The organism is Leptospiraceae bacterium, from assembly GCA_024233835.1.
Classification (GTDB): domain Bacteria; phylum Spirochaetota; class Leptospiria; order Leptospirales; family Leptospiraceae; genus JACKPC01.
This window is the reverse complement of the sequence record JACKPC010000001.1, coordinates 184,679-209,239: the sequence shown is the minus strand read 5'-3', so window position 1 is coordinate 209,239 and position 24,561 is coordinate 184,679. Positions and strand designations below refer to the sequence as shown.

At 35.9% G+C, this 24,561-nt stretch carries 26 protein-coding genes and 2 pseudogenes; 19 read left to right on the top strand and 9 right to left on the bottom strand.

The window, feature by feature from the left end:
* Positions 1–354, bottom strand: coding sequence for a single-stranded DNA-binding protein (locus H7A25_00985; GenBank protein MCP5498450.1), 354 nt, complete (start codon positions 352–354; stop codon positions 1–3).
* Between the two features lie 224 nt (positions 355–578).
* Here H7A25_00985 and H7A25_00980 point away from each other — a divergent pair, with 224 nt between their 5' ends.
* From H7A25_00980 to H7A25_00960, 5 genes are read left to right on the top strand one after another with little or no spacing between them, the layout of a single operon-like run.
* Entirely contained in the window at positions 579–965 is a 387-nt protein-coding gene (locus H7A25_00980; protein ID MCP5498449.1) for a DUF302 domain-containing protein, read from the top strand.
* A 10-nt stretch (positions 966–975) separates the two neighbouring features.
* Positions 976–1,320 carry an STAS domain-containing protein gene (locus H7A25_00975; protein ID MCP5498448.1) on the top strand — a complete coding sequence of 115 codons (345 nt, stop codon included), beginning with the start codon at positions 976–978 and terminating at the stop codon, positions 1,318–1,320.
* 3 nt (positions 1,321–1,323) lie between these two features.
* Entirely contained in the window at positions 1,324–1,923 is a 600-nt protein-coding gene (locus tag H7A25_00970; GenBank protein ID MCP5498447.1) for a hypothetical protein, read from the top strand.
* Positions 1,920–2,864 (top strand): UDP-N-acetylmuramate dehydrogenase, encoded by a 945-nt coding sequence (gene murB / locus H7A25_00965; GenBank protein ID MCP5498446.1) that lies wholly within the window; start codon positions 1,920–1,922, stop codon positions 2,862–2,864. The genes H7A25_00970 and murB overlap by 4 nt, the downstream gene beginning before the upstream one ends.
* An 8-nt stretch (positions 2,865–2,872) precedes the next feature.
* Complete coding sequence (locus tag H7A25_00960; GenBank protein ID MCP5498445.1) at positions 2,873–4,252, top strand: hypothetical protein; 1,380 nt, start codon at positions 2,873–2,875, stop codon at positions 4,250–4,252.
* Between the two features lie 32 nt (positions 4,253–4,284).
* Here H7A25_00960 and H7A25_00955 read toward each other — a convergent pair whose 3' ends face one another.
* From H7A25_00955 to H7A25_00940, 4 genes are read right to left on the bottom strand one after another with little or no spacing between them, the layout of a single operon-like run.
* The gene (locus H7A25_00955) at positions 4,285–5,373 is read right to left on the bottom strand and encodes a hypothetical protein (protein MCP5498444.1); all 1,089 of its coding nucleotides are present in this window, start codon (positions 5,371–5,373) and stop codon (positions 4,285–4,287) included.
* 4 nt (positions 5,374–5,377) lie between these two features.
* The gene (locus H7A25_00950; GenBank protein ID MCP5498443.1) at positions 5,378–5,842 is read right to left on the bottom strand and encodes an EVE domain-containing protein; all 465 of its coding nucleotides are present in this window, start codon (positions 5,840–5,842) and stop codon (positions 5,378–5,380) included.
* Positions 5,839–7,431 carry a DUF1957 domain-containing protein gene (locus H7A25_00945; GenBank protein MCP5498442.1) on the bottom strand — a complete coding sequence of 531 codons (1,593 nt, stop codon included), beginning with the start codon at positions 7,429–7,431 and terminating at the stop codon, positions 5,839–5,841. The genes H7A25_00950 and H7A25_00945 overlap by 4 nt, the downstream gene beginning before the upstream one ends.
* Before the next feature lie 3 nt (positions 7,432–7,434).
* Positions 7,435–8,052, bottom strand: coding sequence for a DUF4912 domain-containing protein (locus H7A25_00940; protein ID MCP5498441.1), 618 nt, complete (start codon positions 8,050–8,052; stop codon positions 7,435–7,437).
* 209 nt (positions 8,053–8,261) lie between these two features.
* On the opposite strand from H7A25_00940, the gene raiA reads away from it, so the two are divergent.
* From raiA to H7A25_00925, 3 genes are read left to right on the top strand one after another with little or no spacing between them, the layout of a single operon-like run.
* Positions 8,262–8,564, top strand: coding sequence for a ribosome-associated translation inhibitor RaiA (gene raiA / locus H7A25_00935; protein MCP5498440.1), 303 nt, complete (start codon positions 8,262–8,264; stop codon positions 8,562–8,564).
* Between the two features lie 21 nt (positions 8,565–8,585).
* Positions 8,586–9,524, top strand: coding sequence for a hypothetical protein (locus tag H7A25_00930; GenBank protein MCP5498439.1), 939 nt, complete (start codon positions 8,586–8,588; stop codon positions 9,522–9,524).
* Positions 9,521–10,138: a hypothetical protein gene (locus tag H7A25_00925; GenBank protein ID MCP5498438.1), complete on the top strand. Its 618-nt coding sequence runs from the start codon at positions 9,521–9,523 to the stop codon at positions 10,136–10,138. The genes H7A25_00930 and H7A25_00925 overlap by 4 nt, the downstream gene beginning before the upstream one ends.
* 10 nt (positions 10,139–10,148) lie before the next feature.
* Here H7A25_00925 and H7A25_00920 read toward each other — a convergent pair whose 3' ends face one another.
* Positions 10,149–10,979: a WecB/TagA/CpsF family glycosyltransferase gene (locus H7A25_00920; protein MCP5498437.1), complete on the bottom strand. Its 831-nt coding sequence runs from the start codon at positions 10,977–10,979 to the stop codon at positions 10,149–10,151.
* Positions 10,980–11,085: 106 nt separating this feature from the next.
* On the opposite strand from H7A25_00920, the gene H7A25_00915 reads away from it, so the two are divergent.
* From H7A25_00915 to H7A25_00875, 9 genes and pseudogenes are all read left to right on the top strand, one after another.
* Positions 11,086–11,637, top strand: a complete 552-nt coding sequence (locus H7A25_00915) for a 5-formyltetrahydrofolate cyclo-ligase (protein ID MCP5498436.1) — start codon at positions 11,086–11,088, stop codon at positions 11,635–11,637.
* A gap of 85 nt (positions 11,638–11,722) precedes the next feature.
* On the top strand, positions 11,723–12,187 hold the full coding sequence (locus H7A25_00910) for a purine-binding chemotaxis protein CheW (GenBank protein ID MCP5498435.1): 465 nt from the start codon (positions 11,723–11,725) through the stop codon (positions 12,185–12,187).
* A gap of 13 nt (positions 12,188–12,200) precedes the next feature.
* Positions 12,201–15,392: a chemotaxis protein CheW gene (locus H7A25_00905; protein MCP5498434.1), complete on the top strand. Its 3,192-nt coding sequence runs from the start codon at positions 12,201–12,203 to the stop codon at positions 15,390–15,392.
* A 25-nt stretch (positions 15,393–15,417) separates the two neighbouring features.
* Positions 15,418–16,467: a chemotaxis response regulator protein-glutamate methylesterase gene (locus H7A25_00900; GenBank protein MCP5498433.1), complete on the top strand. Its 1,050-nt coding sequence runs from the start codon at positions 15,418–15,420 to the stop codon at positions 16,465–16,467.
* Between the two features lies 1 nt (position 16,468).
* Entirely contained in the window at positions 16,469–16,831 is a 363-nt protein-coding gene (locus H7A25_00895) for a response regulator (GenBank protein ID MCP5498432.1), read from the top strand.
* Between the two features lie 9 nt (positions 16,832–16,840).
* A complete protein-coding gene (locus H7A25_00890) occupies positions 16,841–17,611 on the top strand; it encodes a segregation/condensation protein A (GenBank protein MCP5498431.1) in 771 nt (256 codons plus the stop codon).
* Positions 17,608–18,171 (top strand): annotated as a pseudogene (gene scpB, locus H7A25_00885) (SMC-Scp complex subunit ScpB). Before H7A25_00890 ends, scpB begins: the two are co-directional and overlap by 4 nt.
* A gap of 296 nt (positions 18,172–18,467) precedes the next feature.
* Positions 18,468–18,569, top strand: a pseudogene (locus H7A25_00880) (hypothetical protein).
* A gap of 429 nt (positions 18,570–18,998) precedes the next feature.
* Positions 18,999–19,625: a hypothetical protein gene (locus H7A25_00875; protein MCP5498430.1), complete on the top strand. Its 627-nt coding sequence runs from the start codon at positions 18,999–19,001 to the stop codon at positions 19,623–19,625.
* A 73-nt stretch (positions 19,626–19,698) separates the two neighbouring features.
* Here the strand turns inward: H7A25_00875 and H7A25_00870 are convergent, their stop codons facing one another.
* Positions 19,699–21,582 carry a M48 family metalloprotease gene (locus tag H7A25_00870; protein ID MCP5498429.1) on the bottom strand — a complete coding sequence of 628 codons (1,884 nt, stop codon included), beginning with the start codon at positions 21,580–21,582 and terminating at the stop codon, positions 19,699–19,701.
* Positions 21,583–21,662: 80 nt separating this feature from the next.
* On the opposite strand from H7A25_00870, the gene H7A25_00865 reads away from it, so the two are divergent.
* Positions 21,663–22,571 (top strand): DUF4384 domain-containing protein, encoded by a 909-nt coding sequence (locus H7A25_00865; GenBank protein ID MCP5498428.1) that lies wholly within the window; start codon positions 21,663–21,665, stop codon positions 22,569–22,571.
* A 23-nt stretch (positions 22,572–22,594) separates the two neighbouring features.
* Entirely contained in the window at positions 22,595–23,005 is a 411-nt protein-coding gene (locus H7A25_00860) for a hypothetical protein (GenBank protein ID MCP5498427.1), read from the top strand.
* Here H7A25_00860 and cas6 read toward each other — a convergent pair.
* Together cas6 and H7A25_00850 are read right to left on the bottom strand one after the other, a co-directional pair.
* A complete protein-coding gene (cas6, locus tag H7A25_00855) occupies positions 23,002–23,778 on the bottom strand; it encodes a CRISPR-associated endoribonuclease Cas6 (protein MCP5498426.1) in 777 nt (258 codons plus the stop codon). The genes H7A25_00860 and cas6 overlap by 4 nt on opposite strands.
* A 171-nt stretch (positions 23,779–23,949) precedes the next feature.
* The gene (locus tag H7A25_00850; GenBank protein MCP5498425.1) at positions 23,950–24,552 is read right to left on the bottom strand and encodes a helix-turn-helix transcriptional regulator; all 603 of its coding nucleotides are present in this window, start codon (positions 24,550–24,552) and stop codon (positions 23,950–23,952) included.
* Positions 24,553–24,561: the final 9 nt, after the last annotated feature.

The window sequence follows — 24,561 nt, the reverse complement described above, 5'->3', positions numbered from 1 at the left end:
TCAAGCTGCTTTGTTCTTCTCTCCATTGTGAGGCATGGAATCAAAACGCACCGAACTGGCTACGATTTTTACTTTCTGCCGATTCGTACCATCCGGTGTAATCCACCTGTCCTGTTTTAATTCCCCCTGTATGGTGACTTTCCTGCCTTTTGAGAGGTATTGTTTACAATTCTCTCCCATTTTTCCCCAGGCTTCGATATCAAAGTAGGAAACTTCCTCTTTTCCGTCTGCATTTTTAAACCCATGGTTCACGGCGATAGAAAAGAAAGAAACCGCCTTTCCGTTTACTGTTTTTCTAAGCTCCGGGTCGGAGGTAAGGTGACCATCCAGCATGGCTGTTGCGAAATTTTTCATAATTTATTTCTCCTTTCAATGAAGCTTGAGTGCTTCTATAATAAAGGGTTTGAAAATCGCAGTTTGGAACAAAAAAAATGAAATTTTTTTTGGGAAAATCGATTTTTTTTCTTATAGCAGAGCATCGGCATTTCAAGAGCAAGGAAACCAGAAACCAGAAGTCGATTGGAAAAACTATTGCAGTCTTCTTTTAGGCTGTTAGCCTGTGCTTTACGAGGTAAAATATGTCCTATTATTTTCAGAAAACAATACAGGCAGACTTAGACACTGCCATCAAGCAAGTAACAGAAGCTTTAAAACTGGAAGGATTTGGAGTTTTAACAGAAATTGATGTACAGACAACTCTTAAAAAGAAGCTGGATGTTGATTTTAGACCCTATAGAATTTTAGGAGCCTGCAATCCAAACTTTGCTTATAAAGCTTTACAATCGGAAGAAAATATTGGAACCATGCTTCCCTGTAATGTGATTGTTCAGGTAAAGAAGGAGGGAGAGGTTCAGATATCGGCGATTGATCCCATTGCTTCTATGCAGGCGGTTCAAAACGAAGCCCTGGGTTCAATCGCAGGGGAAGTTCAAGCTAAACTTAGAAAAGTAATCGATAGTCTTTAGGTGAATACGAATGGAAGATTTCCTCGAATTAAAGGATGTTTCTATTATCCGTATTAATGGGGAAATCGACCTTTATTCTGTTCAGTTTCTAAACCAGAAGTTTTATGAAGAAGTAGAACATTTTAAAGACAGGAATACTCTAATATTCGATTTAAAAAATGTTACAAGGATAGATTCTTCAGGCATAGCTTTTTTTTTAAAAGCGCAGAAACGATTACAGGAATCAGGGCAAAGGTTATTTTTCATAAATGCCAGCCACCGTTTAAAAGGAATCTTCCGCTGGACTTTGAACTATGATTCCCTGAATTTTTGTGACTCAGTTGAAGAGCTGATAAATTTGATTTTTGAAAGATAATTTATGATTACATTTGAATATAAAAAAGAAGGGGAAAATTTTCTTGTCAGTATAAAGACAGATCGTATTGAAAGCGGAACTTTTTATCGAATGGCTGCTGTAATTTATTATCTGGGTTGGGATATTATATCGGCTGATATAGATACCATTATAGAAGAAGGTATTTCTTATTCTTATGATGTCTTTCAGTTACGTTCCAAAGAAACGGATGCCATGAAAAAAGCTATAGAAATTGGTATGCTTTTAGAAACTATTTTTTCCAGAGATACGGATATAAAAGAACTGACTGCTAATTTGCCGCGTTTCACCCCACCTGTAACGAAAAATTTTTTTAGGGAAAAAGCAGAACTTTTATTTGAAGATGATGATGAGAATAATTGGACAGTTTTTTATATGGAGGCAGATTCCGGGCGAGGTCTTGTTTATCACGTATCCAAAATTTTTGCTGAATACCGCATTAATGTTTTAAAAGCCATCATTGAAACAAACGCTTTTACAGGAAGAGCGGAAGATACTTTTTATTTGCAGGATGAGAATGGAAAGCAATTTGGTAAAGAACCATTGGCTAAAATTTTAAGAAAAAATATATTAGATAACTTGTGATAACAGATACCCAACTCAAAGAATTGAAAATTCTTTTAAAAAAGAATATTTCTTATATAGAAAATCAGGATTTATCGTCTTTGTGTTCTTTTCGAATCGGAGGTATAGCACCTCTTGTAATAGAACCCGAAAACGAAGCAGAACTTCTTTTAGCTCTTTCACATTTGGAAAAATTAGAAATTCCTTATCGTTTATTGGGAGGTGGAACCAATCTTTTAATTTCCGATCATCCGGATGATTTTGTAACACTCAGACTTCGAGGAAAATTTAAAGACTTTATTGAGCTTGAAGAAGGAAAATTCTATATAGGAGGAGCAGCCAGCACAACCCCTACCTTTCGAAAAATTTCTTTGAGTTCTTACACAGGAGCAGAATTTTTAAGCACAATTCCCGGCTGGGTGGGAGGAGCGGTGGTTCAAAATGCGGGTTGTTACGGTGGAGAGATTTTTGAACTCATTGAATCTGTTACCTACTTAAAAAGTAATTCAATAATAGAAGAAAAAAAAGAATATATACAATTTGGTTATAGAACTACTCAGTTTTTAGAGAAAAAAGATTCGATTATTCTGGGTATCAGAATAAATTTGCAACGCGGGAAAGAAGAGGAAATTGAAGAATCTTTAAAAGATAAACGAGAAAGAAGAAACTCCTCTCAACCTCAGAATAAAAAAAGTGCCGGTTCTATATTCAAAAATCCTAAAGAACTGGATACAGAAGGTAAACCGCTTAAAAGCTGGAAACTTATAGAACAGGCTGGTTTAAGAGGTCTGAACCGGGGAGATGCACTTGTATCTCCCGAACACTGTAATTTTATTGTAAATACCGGTAAAGCAAAAGCAAAAGACGTGGATTATTTAATTTGTCTAATAAAAGAAAAAGTTTATGAATTTTCTAATGTATTATTAGAACAGGAAGTTGAATATTTTGGGACTATTCCTTAGGAGACTATATGTGGTTTAATTTTTACTCTATTGTTTATTTATTATCTGCTTGCATTTTTTTTCTTTTCGCAAATGGTGCGGTTGACTTAAAAAATACTCAAAAATCTATAGATAAGATACAACTTCCACTCAGTGCACCGGATACTACTGAAGCATTAGATTCTTTAAATTGGCCTAACCCTCTTGAATGTTGTGATTTAGATTTTTCTAATAAATCTAAAGGGAATTATACCGGCCCGGATGATGGAAAAGTTTCCTTTTGGAAAGAGAACAATTGGCAATGGGAGAGGAAAGATTCTTATAAGGTATGGTCGGGGGGAGCTATGATGTCTATATCCAATCAGACTCATAAAATTCTGGCTTGGAGAAAAAATTATTCCTATCAATGGAATAGAAGAAGTGAGATTCATTTTCCTGATAAATCTGTTTTGACCCGCTGGTGGAATGAATACTGGAAAGAATGGATGTATTTATATGAATACAAAAATAAAACTTTGCTTTTAGTGAAAAATAAAATTTGGCTTCCTGAAACAAAAAGTTACGGTTTATATCAGACTCATTATAAAGAGTCCTATCAAAAGTATGTTGATTTATTTTTTAATTCTGATAGTTTTAAACGACTCCGCAATGTGTTAAAAAAGGATTTACATTCGGAAAGCATCTATTCCGTACCTGTTTTATTTTTCGAATCTCTCGATGAATACTCCGGATTTTTACAGGAAAAAAAATCTCCGAAAGAAGGAGGTAGAGGCAATGCAGCATTTGTTGCACTCTGCTGCAAAACAACTTATGATAAAACCTTAAACCGGATAAGTGATATCGAGCAGAGTAAGAAAACTGAACGATTCGATCTTATGCTACATGAGATGGCTCACAGTATTATCGCACATGGTTGTTATTCTAAACCCGGTATCGATGGAACAACGCAAATTTATCCGGGAATTGTTTTTAATGAAGGTATAGCAGAATGGACTGTTTCTACTGTAAACCCGGCTTATAGACCTTCATTGTTTAAAAAGAATTATAGAAATTTAAAAAATACTAAATTTCCAAAAGATTTCAGTTCTATGAATCGAGATGATGCCAGGGTCAGGTATGGATATGCTCCAATGTTCTGGTTCTGGTATTATATAGAACAAAAATACGGGAGAGAATTTTTGCGGAAATATCATGAAAAAATTTGTAGTATTGGTCCAGGAAAGGAAAAGCTTTTGGATTTAGAAGGAATTGAACGTGAAAAATTAGAAGATAAACTTAGCGAAAAAGCTTTTCACCTTATTTTTAAAAAGAGTAGAGAATCTCTTTTTGAGGAAATGAAAAAGCATTACATCCAGGAACAAAAGAAATACGAAGCTCTTTATGTCGAATGGACAACAGGCATTGATTGAGCTATTCCCAATGCCTGTTTATCAGATTTTTATCAGGCTAATTCCCCATTTTCAAAACCTTCTGCTATTTGTTTGAGGTTCTCATAATCGCTTAAAGACATATTATGATATTCCAATATAGGTTGTAAATCCTCAAATAGTTGACAGATAGAAGGATCATAATTTCTCTCACGTATCATTTTACATATAGGTTCTACTGATTGTTTAGAAAAAATTCCGAGTAGGCTTCCTGCTATAAAAGTTTTAATTTCTACATCCTCTTCCTTTTCTAATAGGCTAAGAAGTGCATCCTCTGAATACTTATAGGGTATATAACCAGGTATACTGGCTAAAGAAATTTTCATTTCAGGGTCTACGTCAAAATTTTCAGCTATGAGATCTATAAGCTCTTTTCCACCAATCTGGATTAAGGATTCGATACAAACATCATGAATGAGATCCATAGGATCTGTTTCTAATAGGACTGAAAAAATATCAGAACAAGTTTCCTTCAGTCGGCATTTTCCTGCCAGTTCGATTAGAAAACCTTCTAAATAGTAATTCAGGTCATCTTTTTTAAATAGGGATTGAAACTTCTTTTGAACAAAGTCCGGATAGGATGAAAGAGTTTTTAAGCAGAGGTGAGCATGAATTGCATCTTCCTCTTCAAAGTCCTTATCTTTATTTTCTTCTGCCAGCTTTTCCAGTTCTTTCCAGAGTAATTCCGGATTGTAAGATTTTATTTTTTTTTCTTCTTCGATTTGTTTGGATAGATCCACGAAGTTTTCATTGGCTGTCAGGACTTCAAGGTTTCTCTCCAGGGTACTTAAAGGAAAGTTTCTTATACTTTCTATAATTTCATCAGCCAGGAGTAAACCTTCATCTTCATCATCTTCGATTTCAATTGAATCTAAGATTTTTAACATTCTTTGAATATCTATATCTGAGGGGAGAAATGAATCCAGTTTACTTAAAAGGAATAAATTTTCTTCCATTCCTTCTTTTTCAACAATGTTGAGTATAATTTCAGCTACACCTTCTGTATCCTGAAAAAAGTTTTCAAGGGCTATTATACAGGCGTCTCGGACGGAACCCTCTCGGGTTTGAATAAGTTCTAAAAGCCTTTCTTTTTTTACTAACATATTTTTATTCTCCAGCCATCTTTAGTAGATACTGAAACTCCTCTTTTGTAAGCGGTTGTATTGAAAGCCGTGTTCCTTTTTGAATAAGTTTCATTTTGGCTAAGTCTTTAGAGGCTTTAATTTCAGTCAAAGAAACCTGTTTTTTGAATTGTTTTTTAAATTTAATATCTACCATGAACCAGGTGGGTGATTCCAATTTAGATTTAGGATCAAAGTATTTACTCTTTGAGTCAAAGGCAAAGTGATCCGGATATCCTTCCTTTACTACCTCTGCCAGACCAACAACTCCCGGAGGTTTAGCGTTGCTATGGTAGAAAAGGACCTGATCTCCTTTACGAATCTCATCTCTTAAGAAGTTACGGGCCTGATAATTCCGGACGCCCTCCCAGGAGGAAATTTTCCCGGGAGAATTCTTTAGATCATCGATAGAGAAAGTCTCAGGTTCGGATTTGAATAGCCAGTAGTTCATAAGAAATCTTCAAATTTCACATCCGGAAAAATTGAGTGTTCATCTTCGATTTCTTTTAAGCGAGATTCCTGGATATTTCCGGAATCTAACATTCCTTTTAAATCTAAAAACAAATTGGTGTGAATTTTTACTCTTTTCTCTGCATATTTAACAGTAGTACCTGCTTTAATAATAAAAGCCCAGTCTGAACTTTGCAATAAGAGCAATTCCCTGGCCATCTGGTTTAGAACACGACGTTCCAGCGGATTTACAGTACCTTTGAAAGTAGATGCACTTTCATGCATTAAATGGGAACATTCAATAGTATGGCGGTATATCCATTCATTACTGGAATTTAGCCAGACATCCGAATAGCCACTTTCTCCCCAGCTTGACATATTCATATCCACGCTTTGAACCCTGGGTAAAATTCCCAGTGCTTGCATTGGGTGAATGGTTTGAATTTTATGTTGATCGAAATGAATTTTCTTAAAAAGAAATTCTAAAAATTTTGGACCTTCATACCACCAGTGTCCAAAAAGCTCTGCATCATAAGGAGATACGATAATAGGTGCCTGACCTTCTGTTTGCAAAAACATTTCTGACTGGGCTATCCTGGAACGGAGGAAGTCCTCAGCGTGTTCTCCGGCAGCCTGCATGGCCAGTTCAGGATTATAATATTCTTTGTAATCGGTTCTTCCGGTAATCCTATGGTATTTAATCCCGGTATTATGCCGGGTTCCGGTTGGATGAATATAATTAGAAATGTATTCTTCCGGAAGTTCATGACCGATATCCCTGTAGTATTCCCGATAACGATAATCACTTGGGTAGCCCTCTGTTGAACTCCATACCTGAAAGGAACTGGAAGGGTCTCTACCAAACGAAAAAACTCCTCTGCCGATTTCAACCGGTGCATAGGCTCCATATTTGGGTCTTGGAGTAGCATGAGTGATTCCATGGGTATCTACAAAGAAATAGCGAATTCCTTCATCTGCCAGAAAATGGTTTAGGCCCTGAAAGTAACCACATTCAGGAAGCCAGAAACCTCTGGGATCTTTTCCCCAGGTATTACGAAACTCTCTCCTTCCAACTCGAATTTGGGCTTTTAGAGAGGAAGGCTCGGTATCTAAAATGGGCAGATATGCATGACTGGCACAACTTCCAACTACTTCTAAATTACCGGAATTTACAAATTCCTGAAATCCACTAATAATATCCCTATCCAGTTCCATGTACATGGCTTTTAGTTCTTCAAAATTCTTTTGATACGTTTTCGCCAGGTACTGCAAATGGGGTTCATTTCCGGTTCTTTGAATTTCTTTTTGAGAAAGTTCGAGGAGTTTATCGAGGTATTTTAAAAAATTTTCCTGCAGATAAGAATCTCGAAGCATTGTCACAAGGGGAGGAGTGAAACTCATGGTAATTTTGAAGTTTACTCCTTCCTTTTTCAAAATGCGGAAGGATTTTATCAGGGGTAAATAGGTTTCAAGTATCGCTTCTTTTAACCAGTTTTCTTCTAAAAACGGGGGATTATAACCCTTATGCCGAATATAAGGTAAATGGGCATGTAATACGATGATTTGATAACCTATTGGAGTGTTGTACATGTATTAGTTATTTCCTTTAAAGAGGTTTCCTGAGGAACCTATGAAATTATCAGATGAGCCAATAAAGCCCGATGAGCCACCAATAATGCCACCTTTTTTTACCTGCTCTACTTTTTCTTCCGCATTCTGACTGGTTTTAGCCGGTTCTTCCGAAGTAGTTGTTTCGGTAGATGGAGTATCCCATTCACTATTTGTCCAGTCACTATCGATTATGTCACTCGGTCTGGGTTCCGGTAGACTAATGATAGCTGAATTCAAAAGAATCAGATGTTCACCCCGTTTATTAAAAACCAGGAGTTGAACCTGCAAATTTTTGGGAGAGGCATCAAAATTTAAAGTCCAGTTATTAGTAAAAGGAGGGAGGTCGATTACTTCTTCAACGGAAGTTCCTTTCTTTTCATAGGAGACATTCAGCTTGAGAGCTACCTCTTCGAGTTTGCTATTTAAAGATTTCTGGATTTTATCCAGAGTTATTTTACTCATGCTCCAGAAACAATAAGCCTCTGTAGGGTTTTTAACTAAAATTTTAACTACATCCCTATCATAATAGTCCGGAATGTTTTCGTACTTCGGGTCCTCGTAAATTTTCTTAGAATCAGTTTTCTTGGGAGTCTTGTCCATATCTTACACCACCACTATTTTCTACCAGTACTGGTAAGAAATCATAATTTACAATAACAAAAAACAAACTTATTTTGACAATTCTATAACTTGTTATATAATGAGTAAAAATCATAGTTTTCATTAGATGAGCAAGTGATTTTTTTTTTGACTTGTAATAAGTACAGGTCAATCTAGATACATACAAAATAATATACTCAGGAGTAAATATGAAAATCAAATATACATGGAAGCACATGGATACTTCTCCTGCATCAGAAGAATATGCGAACAAAAAGTTAGAAAAAATTTCTAAATATGTTCATAATATCATTTCTTGCGATGTTTCTTTTGAGATGATTCATGGAGAAGTTCATGCGAATGTAAATCTTCATGCAGATCATCAGAATTTTAATGCACATAATAAAGATAAGGATGTTTATGCTTGCATTGATGGGCTTGAAGCCAAGATGGAAAGGCAAGTCAATAAATTTCACGATAAGAAGGCCACGCATCCACACCAAGCAGTTTAACTCGTTAATCAGGGTCTTATTTTGTCTTCTTCTGAAGAGGGAATACTAAATTTACAGGAAGGTAAATTTGAAAATGCTAAAAATGTATTTTCTCTATTGCTTGATGAAAAACCTGAAGACCCTGACTTAATTTCCAGTTATTTCATATCCAGCTATTGGGATAACCGGCTGGATATGATTCTCCTCCTAAAAGAAGGTAAAGAAAGAGGGACCAGGCTTGTCCAGATGTTTGATGAATTTGAAAAAGAGATGGACAGGCGAAATTTTCCAAGAAAAACGGCCTATGAAGCTATAACACATTGTATTTTAAGCGAAGCTTCCTCTCATTTTCGTCTGGCTTATCAGACTGAGGGAATCAGCGGTTTACAGAAAGATGTTTTGCAAGATCTAGCTTTATGTCTCATTAAAACAGGAGACTATCCGAATGCCCTCGAAATATCCGAATATACTTTAAACTTCATGGATAATCCACCCGGCATCATTTTTTTTCAGGCCGAGTGCTTATTTCATCTGGGCCAGGTAGACAAGAGCCATATTTTATTCAGAGAAGGGCTTTTATATGATCCAGATCTCCTACGGTTTGATATCATTAAATCGGAACCTCTCGCCAGTGTGATCCGGCATTTGAAACCTAAATTTGAATCAGATACCGAATTGAAAGAATACATCCCCGTCTATTGCCTGGAAAGGAATTTATTACCTGAGATTCGTGATTATTCTAAGGAAGAATTGCAACTTTTGTTTTCAGAAATGGAGAGACTTGAGGAGAATTTAAGAGATGATAAGGAAAAATATTTATTTAAAGTGCGTTGTCGTATGATCCAAATCGGTTTGACTATTTTAGATTCCAAGCAAGCAAAAATTAACTCGGATTTATGCAGAAAGGTATCTTCAAAACTAAATTCCATTGACCCCAGCATTTTAGAAAAGAGGAATGCCGGAAAAATACCCAGAAAATGAAAGAGAATGGTCCAGAGCTGGAATATTTATTGAATCGGCTTGCCAATTGTCCGGCTGAATTTTTCTTAGAACCCGGCCTTGGAAAAGAAACGGAAGTTTTAGGCCCAAAACAGATAAATACGCTGGCTCTCATTTCTGATTTGTTTTATAATATGGGAGGGTACCTTCTAAGTGACAATGCAGCAGATGTTTATAGAAAGAATTATGAAGAATCCAAAAAGAATTTTTTTCTTATCCTTCACGTAGCGGCTTATTTTTTTTCGGATCCTTTTTTTTTATCCGAAAAACGTTTTTTAGGTCCTGTGGAAAAATTTTTTAACCCAGGTTCTACTAATGAACTTCATAAACTGGCCAAGCTTATAGAAGCAGAAAAATTTGTAACCGATCCGGAAAGAAGAGAAGAATTTGTAAGGCTCTGTCTGGCTCAGCTAAATTTAAAGCCCGGAGGAGAAACAGAAGTTCAGGCAAAAGACAGGTTAAATACTCTGGATTCCGTTGAGAGGGAAAGAGTGATTCGGGAAACTCAAAAGGCAATAAAGCGAGCTAAAGAAATTCAGGAAGCTCAGAGGAGGAAAGAAGCCGAGGAAGCTGCCTCCAAAATGCCAAGGGAATAAACGACTACACCTACTTTTTCCGTTTATATTTCCAGCCCTGAAAGGAAAAGTAAAGGAAGAAAGAAAGAGTTTTCCATATTTTATCCAGTCTATAAGGTCTGGAGAGAATCCTCCATAACCACGTAAGGCCTTGATTTTGGAAATAAAAGGGAGCTTTTTTCTTATAGCCGGAAACAATATCCAGATTCCCGGAAACTCCGATGACCACGGATTGAGAAAAACAATCGTGGTTTTTATCAATCCAGATTTCCTGTTCCGGAAAATCCATGGCGATAAATAAGATATCCGGATTTGTTTTTCGAATGATTTCTTTGATAAGAATTTCTTTTTTAGGACTGAAATGTCCTGCCTGTCTTCCTACTACTCGAAGAGAGGGAAAGCGACGCATTAGGGTAGAGTGAAGTTTTTCCAGATTTTCTTCCGTGCTTCCTAAAAAGAAAATAGTCAGGTTCTTCTTTTCAGAGTAACGGAGTAAGTCCATCATTAAACTTATAACTGAAATTTTCTCTTGAAGAGGTTTTCCTACCTTCTCGGCTGCCCAACGAATTCCTGCTCCATCGTGAAGAATTAAACTGGCTTTTTCTGCAATAGGTTGCAACTTTTTATTATTTTTAAGCGACATCAACTTCACAGGATCCAAAAAGAGGATATGTCTGTAGGAATTTTTATTTTCAATATATTCTAATATTTTTGCTACTGCAACTTCACGACTGATATTATGTATGGAAAACCCCTGAATATCAGAACTTGAAATTTGAGAAATATCTACATCTTTGTAATCAAAAATATAGTCTTTTTCTTCTTTAAAGGAGGAGTAAGAAATATCTTTAGGTTCTATCATTGCAAAATTGGATGTATTAAACGTGATTGCTTACAGAAGTCAAGATAATTTATCAAGTCTTCGTTTATACCATCGGGAATTTTAAAGGGATTTCACAAGTACTTTTATGATAGAAAAGAAACTGGCAAGACAGATAATAAAAGAGAAGATTTTGAAACTGGAAAATAAAAGCGAAAGAGAGCAAGATATAATTTCTGCTTTAAAATTAGAATTGAAAGAAGGAATGAAAATTTTAGCTTATCGAGCAGATGTATATGAAGTAAATCTGGATTCTTTTCTTTTTTCTGAAGAAGGAAAAAAGTTTTCCTTGTATTATCCGAGGGTTTTATCTATAGAAAACAGAGAAATGGAATTTGTTTATCCGGATTCCTGGGAAATTGGAGCTTACGGGATTTTGTCTCCTGTAGGAAAAAGAATCATCGATAAAAAAGAATTAGATCTTGTTTTATTACCCTCTTTATCTTTTAATTTAAGAGCATATAGACTCGGTAGGGGAGCTGGCTTCTATGATAGAGCTTTTAGGGGTTTTGAAAGGAAAAAAATCCTCGGATTTTCATTTTCGAAAGACTTTTTAATTGATTTTAAAGAAGATTCCTGTGATATTCAAGTAAATAAATTAATTACACCAGAAGATTCTTTGATTTTCTCGGATAGATAAATATTTTTTAAAAATTGTCGATTTTACACTGACCGATAATAGTATAGTAATATAATCGGTCTGTTTAAAAGGGTATTTGGAGCCTATGGAAGAAAAAAATGAAGTTATTCAACAGGAAGAAGTTGTACAATTTTTATCTTTTACTGTATCGAATGAATTATTTGGAATAGAACTTACTTATGTACATGAAATTTTAAGACCGGTTTTTATTACTCGAATACCCAATGTTGAAAATTTTATTATGGGGGTTATCAATCTTAGAGGTGAGATAATCCCGATTTTGGACTTGAAGAAAAAGTTTGATCAGGGCTTTACTGAAATTGATAATAATTCAAGGATTGTTGTTTTGGAGTTTAATGGAAAGCGATTCGGTCTTCTTGTAGAAGATGTAAAACAGGTAATAAAAATTATTAAAGCAACGATTAGTTCAATAAATGATTCCTCCACTTCGGCTGCCTTCAATAATATGATTGATCATGTGGGTCGAAGTGAAAACAAACTTGTATTACTTCTTGAAATAAATAAATTAATAACAGAAACCTCAAATTAAAAGGAGCTAAAGCTTGTCTGGAATACTTGGCGAATACACAGAAATATTTTTAGAAGAATCTGAAGACCAGATTGAAGAGCTGAATGCAAACCTTTTAAAGCTCGAAAAAGATCACGAAGATCCGGAGATTATTAATGATATTTTTCGGGCAGCTCATTCTTTGAAAAGTTCAGCAGCTTTTGTAGGTCTGTATAATCTTTCCGATCTGGCTCATAAAATGGAGAATCTCTTGCAAAAGATTCGGGAGGGAAGTCTTGAGGTAAAAACTGAACTGGTTAGTTTGCTTTTTGAATGCTTCGATCTTATTAAGAGTGTCATTGATGCTGTGGCTGAAGGAGAAGTTATCGAGACTTCTTTCGATGATATGATTCAAAAACTTGTTGCCTATGAAGCCAAACAGGGCTCTGAAGTAAAAGCACCGGTTCAGGAAAAGAAGCCGGAAGCAAAAAAAGAGACTCCTGCAAAACCGGCTAAGGTGGAAGAAGTTAAAAAAGCAGAAGCTCCGGTAAAGAAAGAAGAAGTTGAGAAGGCTTCAGAAACATCTGAAGAGAACATCATTCCGATAAATACTGATGATGAAGAAAATCAGGAAATATCTGAAGAGCTAAAAATTCGAAATGCTACTGCTTACGATGTATATGTGAGCGTAAAATCTGAAACTCCTATGAAGGGGCTTCGTTTTGCTTTAATACTACAAAATTTAAAAAATAACTCCGCAGTTTTTAAATCAGAACCGGAAATAGAACAACTCGAAAGAGGAACAGATAGCACAAGCCTTACTTTTGTTCTTCTTACCAGGATGCAGCCTGATGAAATAAAAAAAGTAATTACTGTGGATATGGTAGATAAGATCCTCGTTCAAAAACGTCATATCCCTCTACCTCAGGTTTCTCATCAGGACTCCCGAAGAGCACAGGTGGTTAAGCGCGATTCCAGTTCAGATGCAAAGGTTACCCTTAAAAGCATTAAAGTTTCTTCCGAAAAACTGGATCAGCTCATGAATAATGTGGGTGAATTGGTGATCACCAATTCCGGTTTTCAGAAATTATATGATGATATGATTCGAAAATTTGGTGATGATGTGCTTTTTGCTGAATTAAAAAGCAAAATCGACCAGATAAATCGAATTTCCAAAGACCTACAATCGGGAATTATGAATACCCGAATGGTTCCTATAGGTAGCGTTTTTAACCGTTTTTCCAGATTGGTTCGAGACCTCTCTATCGAGACAGGTAAGAAAGTTGAGCTTATTTTAATGGGAGAGAACACCGAACTGGATAAAAAAGTGGTAGATATGATAGGTGAGCCTCTTCTCCATCTGATTCGAAACTCAATCGACCACGGAATTGAATCCCCCGAAGAAAGGTTAAAAAATGGAAAACCGGAAGCAGGAACGGTGGAACTCAACGCTTACCAGGGTGGTAACAACATCATGGTGGAAATTCGTGATGACGGAAAAGGTTTAAGCCGGGAACGAATTATTAAAAAAGCGGTGGAAAAAGGTCTCGTGAGTCCGAGTGAAGCTTCTAACATGGCGGATAACGATGTTTACCAGTTCATTTTTGCACCGGGATTTTCAACTTCTGATACAATAACTGACATTTCCGGCCGGGGTGTTGGAATGAATGTTGTGAATAAGCTGATTCAGGATTTTAAAGGTAAAATTCTGATTTCTACTCAACCTACAGTGGGAACATCTTTTACTCTTTGTTTTCCACAGGCTCTGGCTATTATTCCTTCTATTCTGGTGTCTATGGAAGAGGAAATTTATGCCTTTCCTCTTTCTGAAGTTTTTGAAACCATTCGAGTACAAAGAGACCAAATAAATACTCTTGAAGGGCATGAAATTATAAATTTACGGGGTGAAGTTTTACCCATTTACCGCCTGAATAAAATTTTAAACCTGTCAAATCGGGAAGACATAGAAGAATTTCCGGTAGTCATTGTTAATTTTAATTCGAGGAAACTCGGGTTTATTGTGGATGACCTGATTGGCAAGCATGAAACCGTGATTAAAACTCTTGAGAAAAACTTTCGAAATATTATCGGGATCACAGGTGCCTCTCTTATGGGAGATGGTACAATCATCCTTGTCTTAGATATAACAGGGTTAATTGAAATTGCATCTAATCTTGCTTCCTCAAAAAAGTTAGTCGATCCGGGTGGAGATGAAATGCCCAGAATCAATACAACTCGTTCTATTGATCTGGAAGTTTCTGATAAAGTTTTTAAAACTAAAAATGCAACAAATCTTTATAATACAAAGCTTCTGGCTATAAAATCTGTAGTAAAAACCAAGAGGAAAACGAGAGAAAGAGTACCCGTAGTTCAAACTCCCAAAGTAGAAGTAAAAGAGGAAGATAAATACAAAAAATGGCAGGAAGAAGAAGAGGTAAAATTAAAGGAAGAGGTCCATCCTTTAAGTAAAGAAAAACCTGTTGAGGAAGTCTTAGCTCCCAAGAAAGAAGAGAAAAAGAATGAAGAAAAACCTCTTCCGAAAGAAGAACCAAAAAAAACTGCTTCTGATGCGGATCTGGCTAAAGAAATACGTAAAAATATCGCTGAACAAATGAAATACCGAGAAGAAGTGATTCCTCTCGAAAGAAATATTGGAGAGCTACTTTCTAAAGAAGAAATAAGAAAGCTGGAATCAGTAGTGAATACCGGAATGATGAACGCCGGTCTGGTTTTATCCCAGTTAGTAGGGAATAACGTTGAGCTCTATATGCCCGAAATTATGTTAACGGACAAAGAACTATTAATGGAAGAATTCCGTTACTCGGATGAGGAGCTCTTTGGTTTAAAAGTCCGAATGAACGGAGACATGAACGGTAATCTCTTAATGATCATTTCCGAAGACAGAGGTTCTGAGCTGGCAAATAAATTGCTTCGTTCTAATGAGTCTTCTGATTTAGCGAAAAAATTAAACGAAGATTCCATTTCCGTCCTAACAGAAATTTCAAATATTGTTTGTGCCAGTATTATAAATGCTCTTTCGAATAAGTCGAAAAGTCAAATCATGCCTTCCGTACCGGAATTGGTAACAGGAAATTTGCGAGATGTGATTGATTTTGTAAAACCGGAGAGAACAAAGTTTTTAAGTATGAATACGGAGTTTATTTATGATGGTGGAAATTTAATTGGAAACCTTTTATTTCTACCGGATTTTGATGAATTGGTTGAATTGATTTCCAAACTACATTAAGAATTGGATTTGGTACTTGTCGGAAATTCATAAAAAAATTCGGGTATTAGTAATTGATGATTCTCCTCTGGTGAGAAATATTATTACAGATCTTTTGGAAGCAGAGGAAGACATTGAAGTCATTGCTACCGGAAAGACCGGTCTGGATTGTATTGAATTAAGCCAAAAACTAAAACCTGATATTATAACTTTGGATGTAGAAATGCCTGTCATGGACGGACTGACCGCCCTGAAGGAGCTCTACGAAAAGAATATGAAAATTGGAGTTTTAATGCTTTCGGCTGTAACACGACAGGGGGCGAAGGCTACATTTAAAGCCCTGGAACTCGGAGCATATGATTTTATCCCGAAGCCTTCAAGTGCTTTAAAAATGGAACTTCAGGAACTGGGTAATATCCTGAGAACGAAAATCAGGGGATATTTTGAACATAAATATAAACCCCGAAAGCGAATCAGGATAAAAGTAGGAAATTTTCCGGATGTTAAAAAATTTCCTATTCAGGCGATTGGAATTGGAACTTCCACGGGTGGACCGAATGCTTTACAAAAGATATTCAGTTCTTTTCCTGAGGATTTTCGATATCCTGTTTTTGTGGTTCAGCACATGCCGGCGGGTTTTACAAAAGCATTTGCTGAAAGATTAGATGATACATCGAATTTAACGGTTAAAGAAGCGGAACACGGTGAACTAGTTCGTTCGGGCGTAGCGTATGTTGCACCTGGCAACTATCACATGAGGTTAAAAAAGAAAGACGATAATATTTCTATTGAATTGGATCAGGGCAATCTGGTTAATGGTCATAGACCATCGATAGACGTGACCCTGGATAGTTTGTGTAATTGTTATGGTTCCAGCCTTGTAGGAGTCATTATGACGGGAATGGGGAAAGATGGTGCTCTCTCCATGAAAAAGGTGAAAGAATTAGGTGGAGCTACCATATCACAGGATGAAAAAACTTCGGTGATATTCGGAATGAATAAGCAGGCTATCGAAATGGGTGCTATTGACCATATTGTACCTTTGGAAGATATAGTATCCAATATTTTACGCATTATTAAAGAAAGAGGGAAGTAACATGGCCAGAATTTTGGTTGTAGATGATGCAAAATTTATGAGAACTCTGGTAAAAGATGCGCTGGTTGCTGCTGGTCACGAAATTGTGGGCGAAGCGGAAAACGGTAATATTGCCATTGAGCAGTATAAACTACTCAAACCCGACCTGGTAACTATGGACATTACTATGAGGGAAAAAGATGGAATTACCGCAACCGGTGAAATCATAAAGATGGATCCTTCAGCGAAGGTAATCATGGTTACTGCTTTAGGGCAGGAAGATCTTCTGGCAAAAGCCATCAAAATGGGAGTAAAGGATTTTGTTGTAAAACCATTTCCACCTGAAAGATTACAACAAGCAGCTGCAAAAGCCCTGGGTATTTAATTATTCTAAATGGAACTCGGCTTGGAAGAGAGAAAAACAGTTCCGTTTTTAGTAAAATGGAACAATGCTGAGGGTGGATATTCAGAAGGCCCTTTATCCCTTCTTTGGAGCTTAATTGAGAGCTACAAGGTAGATATTTTTGATGTTTCTCTTTCCAGAATTACCCGTGATTTTCTGGGCTTTATGAAGCTTTCTAACCATCTTTCCTTGGAGTTGGGTACTGAATTTACTTTGATGGCTTCAAATTTACTGTATTTGAAGTCAAAGGCTTTACTTCCCGATCCGGGATATGAAGAAGATGAACCTGAACCCGCACTTCCTAAGGAACTCGTTGAAAAGCTTCTGGAGTATAAAAAGTTTCAATTAGCCGGGAAAAAACTTTCTCTTCTTGAGAAGTTTTCTTCTGCGATGATGAGACGGGAGTCCAATCAGGTACTCAGTTTTGGAACCGAGGAAGAAACATGGTTGGACCTAAACCTGATTGATTTAATTTCTGCTTTTAATGGTATTCTCCAGAAAAGTGCAGTGAATATTGAAGAACCAGAATTACTTATTGCAGAGCAGGAACTTTCTGTAAGTGATAAAATGGATTATATTATTTCCTCACTTGAGAATAGTGGAGGAGAAATCTATTTTTCAGAAGTTTTTTATTCTGCAGAACCGGAAAACATGGACATTGTAATCTCCTTTATGGCAATCTTAGAACTGGTAAAACAGAAAATTACCAGGGTCATGCAAAATGTCATGTTTGGTGATATCAAGTTGTTCCTCGTTCGATGACTTTTATAAATGAAAAAGAGAAGAGAGAATATGATAAAGGCTTGATTGAGGCCATGTTATTTCTCTCCGCTGAGCCGGTAAAGTTATCTCAGCTGGCAAATTCCATCAGTCTGGAAAAGAGTTATACTCGCGATTTACTTGATGAATTAGTTTTGGATCATTCAGAGAAAGATTCCGGGATAATACTTTTAGAAATTGCAAATGGATACCAGTTTGTAACGAATCCAAAATATCACGAACATCTTTCAACGATATTCAAGGAAAAAAAGAGAGAAACTTTAAGTAAGGGGACTCTTGATACTCTTGCCATCATAGCTTATAAGCAGCCTCTTACTCTTCCGGAAATAGATGAAATTCGAGGTGTTTCTTCGAGAGCTATTGTAACAAATCTTATTGCAAAAAAACTAATTAAAGCTGTAGGTCAGAAGGAAGTCCCGGGAAGACCGACCCTATATGGAACTACCAATGAGTTTTTAATCCATTTTGGTCTGAATAAACTTTCTGATTTACCCCCTCCTTCGGAAATAAAAGAATTAAATTTTGAAGATCTTTCTGATCTGAATTTTGAAACAGATTATGAAGATGAGCCTCAAGTGGATGAGGGAGATTTTGAAGAGTTTATACCACCACAGGAACCACCTTTGGAGTCTGAGGAGGAACCCGGTCTGTTTGATAATTCGCCTCCTGATAAGATAGAGCAGGATGTCGAAGAAATGGATTCTCACCCGATAGATACTTCCACTTCGCAAGAAGAAGAAATTTTGGAAGAGGTCTTTTTTGAGGATAAAGAAGATTTTCTTACTGCTGAAGACGTAGGTATTGAAGTAGCCTCAGTTCCGGTTATAGATGAAACGAAGGAAGAAGAGGAAGAAGAGGAAGAAAAGGAAGAAGAGGAAGAAAAGGAAGAAAAGGAAGAAAAGGAAGAAAAGGAAGAAAAGGAAGAAAAGGATTTACCTGAAAATGATACAGATTCATTATCCGAAGAATTAGAAGAAGGGATCGAGAACTCTGTTGAAGAAAAAGAATCAGAGCCGGAAGAAGAAAAGAGTATACCCATTATTTTAACCGAAGAAATTCAGCCCCCGGTATCCGGTGAGCTTTAAAAAAAGCGGGACAAAAAAAGCAGGAGAAAAAGAAGGAATAGTAGTATACTAATAGGTATAAGCCAGAAACGCTTCTTGATTTGCAAATAGGTCCAGAATTCCTTCCAGAATGAGATCGGATTTTCCACGCGAAATATTCAAAGCCTATATTCATAAATTAGCAAGCAAAAAATTATTTCCTAATCCTATATTGTAATCTCTTTTTTTCATCTTTGAAAATATGCTTTACACTTCTTTACAGCAAAACTCTAATCAGAAAAAGTGATACCCCTGAGAGGTAAATTGTGAGAGTAAAGCTTTTATTTATATTCTTTTTTCTTTTTTCTTTTAGTAACTCTGTGTTTCCCTGTTGGGAAGGTTTTGATGAAAAAAAAGTCCAGGAAAGCTCCAGTGTACCGGTTGTAGATGAGCTCTTACAAAAAGAATTACAAGAAGCAAAGAGATACTGGAATGTGCATTCTAAAATTTTATATTATCATGATAAAGATACCATGAATTTTTGGTCCTGTCCGGATGGGACTATTCTTCTGGGAAAGGAATTAGTTGATAAAGTCGTGGAAGATGATCCGGATAGTTTTAGTTTCATTTTCTTTTTAGCTCATGAATTAGGACATCAGGTTCAAAACCAGCACCTGCAAATGGCTGAAAGGAAAAATGTAATTGAATATGAACTACAGGCAGATTGTCTGGCAGGTTTTTATATCGGCCATACAAGAAAAATGCAATGGGGAAAGTTTTTAAAAACCATAGATCTTCTGGATAAGTATGGTATGAAAGGGGGAACGCATGGAACAAAAAAACAACGCTACTGGCATACTAAGAATGGTTTTAATGCCGGATCCTATTTTCGGGAAGAAAAAATTTTTCCAAGCAGAAATGATTTAATCGGTCCCGGAGGAGCCTGTAAATAATATATGCCCATCTGTGGATACGCATTGGTCATCCGGTAGATACGCATTGCAATGCGTATCTACCGGGTGTGCATCATCTGTATAAAACAATTTTATTTACTTCTTTATTTGCATTATATTCAATAGATAATTTGTTTCGTTTATGATATATATAAAATGAACCTTCTTTTAGATATTTATCTCCAAATTCCTCTTCAACCAAACTCCTGGCAGTACCTACTCCCACTTTTTGGTTGACCCGGGCTAAGGCCTGACCATATAATTCAATTTCTACAATTTTCCCGTTGTATAGAAAAACCTTGGCCCCTTTATCAGGATAGTCCATACAGAACAGGGTTTCTTCCAGATTTTCATTATCAGTATTTCCCCATTTTTTTAGAAGATCCTTAAGATTGTCACCTATCGTAATTCCATTTACACTCAAATTTTCGGAACTTGAGGCAGCTTTAAATTGGATATCATTCTTTTTCTTGAGAAACTCTGCCCATCTTGAACTGGACTCATATTTTTGCAGATATTTAAGACTTATGGCCCTGCTCTTTTCTTTATCCTTTCTGTATAAAAAAATCAAAGCCAGGTTCAGTATCGGTGTCGAATCATCAGAAGTATAACTTGGGTTTAGAGTCTGTCTGAATCTTATTTGCTTATTTAGTTCCTGTAAGCGTTGAACCGTTTCTTTGCTAATTTTTGCATTTGAGAAAATTTGGGAATCCAGTTGCCGAACTATAGCCATTAATAAATCCTGTGCTTTTTCTGCGCTCTGGCAGATAAAATAAACAACTGCAAGGTTGTTCCATAAGGGAATTGTTTTACTTCGACTGAAGGCAAGCTCTGCATACTCAATTGCTTCCTTCTCTTTTTCTTTACCGGGGGAATACGCTAATAAAACAGAATAATTAGAAAGTAAATAAGACATGGAGTCAAGTTTATTTAGTATATCTTTATATGCTTTTAAGGCTCTATAATAATCCATTTTGTTTCCGGGAATTACTTTAACAGCCTTGGGAGCCAGAGGTCCTTTATTCAGCATATCGTTTCTGAAAGAGGGTAGGTGCAGGATTGAACGTAGTAGCAAGTTTTCTACTTCAACACCATTTTCCCAGATTTTATGTAAACAAATAGCTCTTGCTTCTTTCAATTCTCTTGTATCGGGGTATTTTATAATGGCCTCATCCAAATCCTTTAAACTTTGCTTTAACTCTGTCCCGGACTGGATGTTTGCAAAGGTTACTTCCATTTTACTGGCAAATTGATACCAGTCTTTTTCTTTTCCATCTATTTGAGCGAGTCTCTGATTGGGACTCGGATGGGTGTTGAAAAAGGGGTTATACTGAGTTTCCTGTTTTAATGTAGTCTGGTGTTTTTTGTTTAAAGTTTTTAGAAGCTGAACAAAAGTTTCGATTGGATAGGAAGCTCTCTTCAGAAGGATTAAGGCAGAGCGATCTGCTTCCAGTTCTTCATCTCTATCAAATTTCAAGTTTTGTACGGCTTTATTAACATTTCCGGATACATCTAAATTTCTTTTAACCATATTAAAGGAGTGTCCATTGTAATAATGAGAGATTTCGTGAGCTAAAACAGCCGCTATATACTCTTCCATTGCTTTTGGTTTATTTTTTTCGTTCCGGGTAATACTTTCGATTTCATCTAATAAACCGGTATGTATGATAATTTGAGCAGATGGGAAGCAACTTGCATTAAAGGAATCCTTTTGTAAAATTATGGGACTAAATTCTATATCCGTTTTTCCTGAATGATCCTGCAAACGTTTCAGAACTTTTAGGATAGTTTTCTCCCAACCCTTATAACTTTCCAATTTGCTTTTCATTCTGTCTACTTCAGCGTAGCTGGAAAAAACGATTTGATTCTGAAGTTTCTCCTCATAAGAGGTTTTAGGGTTTGAAAAAAGAAAGGGAATGAATAAAAAATAAAATAAGAAAATAAAATAGATATACATAAAATCTCCAATTTATTATAATATAACATTATCTTATAGCCTGTGATCTGTTCAAGAAAGTAAATTTAGAGGAATTCTATATGATAAAAATTTTTTTTTTATTACTCTTTATTGCTGCTATAGAAATCTCGGCAGCACCTATATTACAAAATGGAAAGTTTTCAATAGCAGTTTTAGGTGATAAACCGGAGCTGGTTAGTAATATGGAAAAGGCTTTTTTAGAAACAGAATATATTCAGCCGATTGATAGGAAAAAAATTCAAGCTCTTATGAAAGAAATTAAACTCGGACAGGCGGGTATAACAACCGGGGCTCCTGAAGCGGGGAAAATGCTCGGTGCTTCTTACTTTGTTGTTTTTGAAAAGAATTCGGTTGCCTTCAAACTAATAGAATCGGAAACGGCAAAGGTTCTGGGAAGCTGGGATTCTTATACAAAGCGGTCTTTGAATCAGTTGCTGCAAATTTTAGAGATCAATGCGTGTTTATATGAACTCCTGTCTCTAAAATCAGGTAAGTATAAAAGTGATATTGAAATTTATGATGTATTTTCCATAGCTTCCGAAGAATATGAAGGGGTTGTATTTAACGAAAAAATAAACATAGAATATAAATTGCGCTCCAAGAAGCAGAAAGTCTATATTACGATTCTGGCTTATTTTTCTGATGGAACTTTAATTCAGCTATTTCCGAATCGTTTTCACAAGGATAACCTTCTGGAAAGTAATAAAGAGCATAAATTTCCACCGGAAAACACTCCGGAAGCCTATAACTTATTAGCCGGTGAGCCGGCTGGGGTTGATACGGTTATACTGATTGCTTCTGAATCCCCTGTAGGTTTACCTTCTAATTATTTGGAAAAATTTGATATCTATTCCGGAACTACCACAAATAAAGTACATGCTACAAAAGGAATGAGAATTAGTCTTGAAAAAATTAAAGGTAAATATGATATACAGAGGATTCGTATCCTTGTAAAAGACAAAAAATAATTGGTAAAAAATTAGAGGGAAGAATGGAAAAGGAAGACATCAATTTAAAATACCCACTGGCATTTCCTGTATTATCGATACTATTAATTGCCAGTTCTATTTTTTTCCTTTCATTTTTCTATACTTTCGGTCCGGGTAAATTTGCAGCCCTGTTCCTTCACTTAGTTTCGTTTTCAGGAGGGTTTTTGGGTTTATATTTATTCATTCATTCCCTGATGAGAGTTTCCCTTAATGGAGAACTTTTACATATACAGATTTTTTTTGGTGAATACTCTCTATCTCAGAAGGATATTATTTTAGTAGAAGAAAAACTTTTCTCTATTGTGATATTTACAAAAGAAGGAAAATTTAGGATCTATCGTCTTGCTAAAAACTTTACCGGTTTTTATGAAAAATTAGACAAAGCCGGTTTTTTAAAAAAGAGAAAAGTTTAAATTTTTAATCGTTGAACACAACCAAAACCAAAGTTATTTTTGCAACCAAAACCGGAATAATAACCAAATTCCAAAAGTTTTTGATTGGCCTGGAAGGAAAAGGTAAATTCATAACCTTTTACTTTAACCGGGTAATCTCTTTCTGTATGAATCAGCCAGAGTACAGGCTTGGGTCTACCTAATAGTTGAAATTTATAAGTATCTGTTCCCGGAAGATATGTTTTATGAACAGAATTGTATTTTCGTATTAGATTTTGATAAAAGATGTTTTCGTATATTTTTTCATCCGGAGACAGATAGCTAATGCTTTTTCTTCCCGGAAAATTATGAGCTACACAGATAGGTGAGAGAGTTTTAAAAATAGCGCTCTCCTCAACAAAGGTTTCTTGGTCCAGAATTTCAATACTACGGATAATAAAATTAACTCTCGAAGTTTTATCTCCAATGCAGAAACGTTTTTCAATAAAGGTTTTCTGTAACATTACTGCGAAAGATTCACTTATAGTAAGACTTAAATACCAATTTCCATTTTTTGACAGAATTTTCATCCGATCTCCCTCAATTTGGAATTGTTCAGGAAAGAAGCGGGAAAAGGTGAAACATTTGAATCTTCGATAATCGGAGAAATAGTGATGCTCTTTTAACCATACCGAAAGCTCTGCTTCTCTGTATGTTAATTCATTATAGATCCAGGAAGCAAATAAATAACTATAATTCATCGGGAGAATATTGGCTTCTCCATCAATTTCCATTCTAAAGCGAAACCTGATCATAAATATACCAACTTCGTGTTACCAGTATAACATATACATAAGAAAAGATAAAGCAAAATTAAGTGTATGGAAAAGTATTTAAGTTTTTTTTAAAAGCGAGATTAATGTCATTGAAATGTTGGTCTATTTTGCATTTTTAAGAGTTCTTATGTTATTATTTTTTATTTTACATCAAGTATCAATCTCCTGTGTATAATTCATTACCAGATACATTAAAGTTTCTTTCTCTCCCGGATTGGAATATTCATGCGGAACATCGGCATGAAAAAAAATGGAATCTTTTGCTTCCAGTTCATAAACTCTATCGAGAACACGTATTCTTAATTTTCCCTGTACAACGACAATATTTTCTGTAGTACCATTTCTATGGGGTTCTGCTATTTCGATTCCACCGGGTTTTAAAATAAGCTCATAAAACTCGGTTTTTCTATTACCACTGAAAGGAAACAGGGCTCGACTGGAAAAAACTCTGGAACTGGAATAGAGAATTTTTGTATTTTCAGCCCTTAAAACCTGAACTTCTGCTGTATGTTTTTCCTTTAGTAGCTCACTAAAAGGGACATTTAATCCTGTAGCAATTTTCCAGAGGACGGAAATTGTGGGAGTACTTTTTCCCTGTTCAATTTGAGAAAGCATGGCCCGGCTGACTCCACATCTGGCAGCAAGCTTATCTAAAGAAAGACCGCTTGCATGTCGAATTGACTTCAGGTTTTCTTTCACCGTGGATACAATAGGTTCAGCTGTATCTTTTTCCATATCACCCTGCTTTTTCATAAGAAAAAG

What these genes read in the sequence shown, in the direction of transcription:
- H7A25_00985 (MCP5498450.1), bottom strand. Translation starts at nt 354, where the DNA reads ATGAAAAATTTCGCAACAGCCATGCTGGATGGTCACCTTACCTCCGAC.
- H7A25_00980 (MCP5498449.1), top strand. Translation starts at nt 579, where the DNA reads ATGTCCTATTATTTTCAGAAAACAATACAGGCAGACTTAGACACTGCC.
- H7A25_00975 (MCP5498448.1), top strand. Translation starts at nt 976, where the DNA reads ATGGAAGATTTCCTCGAATTAAAGGATGTTTCTATTATCCGTATTAAT.
- H7A25_00970 (MCP5498447.1), top strand. Translation starts at nt 1,324, where the DNA reads ATGATTACATTTGAATATAAAAAAGAAGGGGAAAATTTTCTTGTCAGT.
- H7A25_00960 (MCP5498445.1), top strand. Translation starts at nt 2,873, where the DNA reads ATGTGGTTTAATTTTTACTCTATTGTTTATTTATTATCTGCTTGCATT.
- H7A25_00955 (MCP5498444.1), bottom strand. Translation starts at nt 5,373, where the DNA reads ATGTTAGTAAAAAAAGAAAGGCTTTTAGAACTTATTCAAACCCGAGAG.
- H7A25_00950 (MCP5498443.1), bottom strand. Translation starts at nt 5,842, where the DNA reads ATGAACTACTGGCTATTCAAATCCGAACCTGAGACTTTCTCTATCGAT.
- H7A25_00945 (MCP5498442.1), bottom strand. Translation starts at nt 7,431, where the DNA reads ATGTACAACACTCCAATAGGTTATCAAATCATCGTATTACATGCCCAT.
- H7A25_00940 (MCP5498441.1), bottom strand. Translation starts at nt 8,052, where the DNA reads ATGGACAAGACTCCCAAGAAAACTGATTCTAAGAAAATTTACGAGGAC.
- raiA (MCP5498440.1), top strand. Translation starts at nt 8,262, where the DNA reads ATGAAAATCAAATATACATGGAAGCACATGGATACTTCTCCTGCATCA.
- H7A25_00925 (MCP5498438.1), top strand. Translation starts at nt 9,521, where the DNA reads ATGAAAGAGAATGGTCCAGAGCTGGAATATTTATTGAATCGGCTTGCC.
- H7A25_00920 (MCP5498437.1), bottom strand. Translation starts at nt 10,979, where the DNA reads ATGATAGAACCTAAAGATATTTCTTACTCCTCCTTTAAAGAAGAAAAA.
- H7A25_00915 (MCP5498436.1), top strand. Translation starts at nt 11,086, where the DNA reads ATGATAGAAAAGAAACTGGCAAGACAGATAATAAAAGAGAAGATTTTG.
- H7A25_00910 (MCP5498435.1), top strand. Translation starts at nt 11,723, where the DNA reads ATGGAAGAAAAAAATGAAGTTATTCAACAGGAAGAAGTTGTACAATTT.
- H7A25_00895 (MCP5498432.1), top strand. Translation starts at nt 16,469, where the DNA reads ATGGCCAGAATTTTGGTTGTAGATGATGCAAAATTTATGAGAACTCTG.
- H7A25_00890 (MCP5498431.1), top strand. Translation starts at nt 16,841, where the DNA reads ATGGAACTCGGCTTGGAAGAGAGAAAAACAGTTCCGTTTTTAGTAAAA.
- H7A25_00870 (MCP5498429.1), bottom strand. Translation starts at nt 21,582, where the DNA reads ATGTATATCTATTTTATTTTCTTATTTTATTTTTTATTCATTCCCTTT.
- H7A25_00865 (MCP5498428.1), top strand. Translation starts at nt 21,663, where the DNA reads ATGATAAAAATTTTTTTTTTATTACTCTTTATTGCTGCTATAGAAATC.
- H7A25_00860 (MCP5498427.1), top strand. Translation starts at nt 22,595, where the DNA reads ATGGAAAAGGAAGACATCAATTTAAAATACCCACTGGCATTTCCTGTA.
- cas6 (MCP5498426.1), bottom strand. Translation starts at nt 23,778, where the DNA reads ATGATCAGGTTTCGCTTTAGAATGGAAATTGATGGAGAAGCCAATATT.
- H7A25_00850 (MCP5498425.1), bottom strand. Translation starts at nt 24,552, where the DNA reads ATGAAAAAGCAGGGTGATATGGAAAAAGATACAGCTGAACCTATTGTA.